The sequence below is a fragment of the Streptomyces sp. NPDC058231 genome (assembly GCF_042882275.1).
GTDB lineage: Bacteria > Actinomycetota > Actinomycetes > Streptomycetales > Streptomycetaceae > Streptomyces.
Genome location: NZ_JBHVWN010000150.1, coordinates 1 through 3,347 on the forward strand (window position 1 = coordinate 1; position 3,347 = coordinate 3,347).

General features: G+C 64.8%; 2 protein-coding genes and 1 pseudogene. 1 reads left to right on the plus strand and 2 read right to left on the minus strand.

What is annotated here, in order from left to right; genetic code table 11:
* Positions 1-105: 105 nt before the first annotated feature.
* Both ACFVXE_RS38815 and ACFVXE_RS38820 read right to left on the minus strand, forming a co-directional pair.
* Positions 106-1,108 (minus strand): annotated as a pseudogene (locus ACFVXE_RS38815) (IS481 family transposase).
* 71 nt (positions 1,109-1,179) lie between these two features.
* Positions 1,180-1,548, minus strand: coding sequence for a VOC family protein (locus ACFVXE_RS38820; protein WP_389678477.1), 369 nt, complete (start codon positions 1,546-1,548; stop codon positions 1,180-1,182).
* A 92-nt stretch (positions 1,549-1,640) separates the two neighbouring features.
* Here ACFVXE_RS38820 and ACFVXE_RS38825 point away from each other — a divergent pair, with 92 nt between their 5' ends.
* Entirely contained in the window at positions 1,641-2,606 is a 966-nt protein-coding gene (locus ACFVXE_RS38825) for a helix-turn-helix transcriptional regulator (RefSeq protein ID WP_389678478.1), read from the plus strand.
* Positions 2,607-3,347 lie beyond the last annotated feature (741 nt).

Consider the following 3,347-nt stretch of genomic DNA (forward strand, 5'->3'; position numbering starts at 1 on the left):
CGGCGAGGCTTCTTCTTCCCCATGCTCTCCATGATGGACATCCTCCCGGGGCTGAACCCCAGATCTCGAATGTCCGCCAAAGCGGATCAAGCCCAGTGACAGGGCCTAGCTGTATGAGGGCTCGACGTTGGTGACGCTCTCGCGGAGGCGTGCTGCTGGCGGCTTTCCGGCGGCAGCACTATGCGGCCGGTGGTAGTTGTAGTGGATGTTCCACACTGCGATCGCGGCTGACCGGGCGTCCTCGCTGGTGAACTCGCGGGCGTAGAGGACTTCCTCGGCCATGATGCGCTGGTAGCGCTCCACTTTCCCGTTGTGCTGAGGTGTGTATGGCTTGGTTCTCTGATGTCGGGTGCCTTGCCCGACGATGCGGGCGAAGTCGCCGGAGCGGTAGCAAGCGCCATTGTCGGTGACGACCCGGTGGATGTGGTTGATGCCGTGGGCGGCGAACCAGACCTTCGCCCGGGCGAGGAAAGCAGCAGCCGTCGCGCCCTTCTCATCCCCAGCGGTTCTGTGTAAGCGAGCCGTGAGAAACCGTCGACGACGGAGTGCAGGTAGACGTAGCCACGCTTCACCCCGGCCGACTTCGCCCGACTAGCGACCTTGGCCTGATCGCTGTCCCGGCCGTGGACCGCCACCCGCCGCCATCAGGGATCCGGCCGACCTTCTTCACATCCAGGTGCACCATGTGTCCGGGCCAGCGGGCGGTGATCTTCCCCGGCTTCCGGTTGTTCTCACCGCCTGGGTCGATGAAGCGGCGTTTGCCGAGGCCGAGCCGGGCCAGGTTTCGGCTGACGGTTCGCCGGTTGATCACAAAACCGATACTCACAAGTGCGTCGCTGATCCGTTGCGCGGACCACTTGCGCTCGCGGCGCCAGGACTCGATCTGCTCGATGACCCATGCTGGAGTCGCGTTCGGACTCCGGTGCGGACTCGACGGCCGGTCTTGTAATCCCGCATCACCGTGTAGCCGCCAGCGATTTACCCACTTGCTGGCGCATGCGCGAGAGATGCCCATCTCAGCGGCGACGTGGGCGATGGGACGTGTCTGGCACCGCTTCACGAGCCGTCTACGGCCCTCGACGCTCAAGGGCGCATTCGCGTGGGTCACTCGTCGTCCTCTCGAAGTCAGACGACGGCAGGCGCGACACCAATCGTGCGCGCCTGCCGCATTGCGGCCTTTCAGTCCCGCGGTGCCACGCGGATACGGTTCCCGTCAGGATCGGCTGCGAGGAAGGTCAGCCCGAACCCCAGATCATGAGGCTCGCGCAGGATCGTGACGCCCTTGGATTGCCACTGCTTGAAGATCGCATCGACCTCGTCGGGCCCACCCCCGTGGATGGCCAGGCACACCTCACTGGTGCGCGGGATGTCCGGTGACAGATCCTCGAACTGGCCGGACCACAGAGCGAGGTCAGCGCCGGGCCCGAGGTCGAAGGTGATGTATCCCGGAGTCTCGAACGAGGGGGTCATGCCGAGGAGGTCGCCGTAGAAACGAGCTGCGGCGGGAGCGTCGTTCACGTAGACGATGGACAGGACGGATGTGGTCATGGTTGTTCCTTCTCGCAGGTCGTTGGTACGCATCCATCAGCCTGACCGGGATTTGCGCCGCATCGTGTCGTAATTCTTGAAAAACTTGGTGTGTGACCCCAGACCGCTTCTTCTCCCTGATGCTGCTCCTCGCCTCAAGGGATGCCGTGACCACACAGGAACTCGCCTCGGCGCTCGGGGTGTCCCTTCGAACCATCACCCGGGACCTGAACTGGCTCCGCGACGCTGGTCTGCCGGTGACCGCGCAACGGGGCCGCCTCGGAGGCGTGACCATGTTGCCCGGGTCCGGGCTCGATCTCACGCGACTCACGCCGGGCGAGCGTGATCATCTGTCGCTCACTGGGCTGGACGAGAAGCAACGCGCGGAGCTCAACGCATCGGTCGAAAGCCGGCGCGCGCTCTCCAAGATCGGCGCTACACAGTCACGTCGAGTTCATGAGCGCCTGCCGCTCACCGACGTGGTGCACGTGGACAGCCGTCCCTGGCTCCAGGCGCATACGTCCGGCACGACTCCGGCTTCGCTGATTGGCGCAGTGCGGCGCGGTCGCCGGCTACGGATCGAGTACGACAGCCCACGCGAGTCATGCCCACGCGACCTGGTCGTGGATCCCTACGGGCTGTTCGCCAAGGCCGGCATCTGGTACCTCGTCGCCGACTGTGCCCGAGTGCCACGGATGTACCGACTCGAACGGATCACGACGTGGAAAGAAGTCGACCAGCCACGATGGATCCGCGAGAGCCAGACCCTGGCCACCGTCGCTGCAGCGCTCATTGATCAGTGGGAACACAGCCACGCGATAGAGGTCAGCGCCACCATCGACCAGACCCAGATCGAGCGAGCGCAACGGATCTTTGGCCAACGACTCGTCCGGGACGACCATGAAGAATCCGCCACCGGCCACAAGGTAATGATCCGCTTCCTGCATCTGGAGGACGTGCGAGCACTACTGCCGTTCGGGAGCGCCATCACTGTGCACGGCCCCACCGAAGCCAGGGCTCACCTCAGCGACCTCGCCACCAACCTTGCCCACCACTATGCGCCGTCACCAACGTCCTGACCCGCAACACCTAGCGGTCGCGCCGGAGATCCGCTGAAGAACTCTGGAGGCTCCGTGACGGCAGCACAGCGGAGATCGCGGCCATCAGGGGACTTCACCGCCGGCACTTCGCATGAGGCGCTGAGCTGCGACGACTAACTTCTTTGGCGAAGCAGCGTCGAGGGGCGGTCGGTGTCTCGAAGGCGAGCGAAACTGCCCGGCGCCCTCTTCGTGGCGAGATCGCCACACCGGGATCGCCGAACCGGCCCAACCGGCGTGCGATGGCCCGGCCGGACGCAGGCTTTCAACGTGGCCTCCCCACCGGAACAGGAAATCCGGCTTCGGAGTTGATCCACCCGTCCGAGGACGAGCAGGTCACGCGCTGCATACCGGCCCGTATCCACCAGGTTTGAGCCGGCTCACTGCTTACGGAACTTCAACCACTGGTTCGCTCTCGCTACACCTTCTGACCTCGCTAGACGGACCCGTACCGTCCGGTAGTCCCGGCACGTCCCGCCGTTGTCGGGGCCGCTTGCCACCCTCCCCGGCGTTCCCCGGATCAGGCTGCCCCCAGCTTCACCGGACCGCTGCGACGGCCCGGCAGTGTCGGCCTTTCACCTCCACTCGATTACGTGGTACTTCGTGGCGCACTCCTGTCTCAGCGAAGTTAGACGGTGTCCTATGTGGTGATCGCTCGTTGGGCTGTATATGGGGCGGGATACGTGGAGTTGGATTGTTCCGGACGGGCTGTGGGAGATCGCG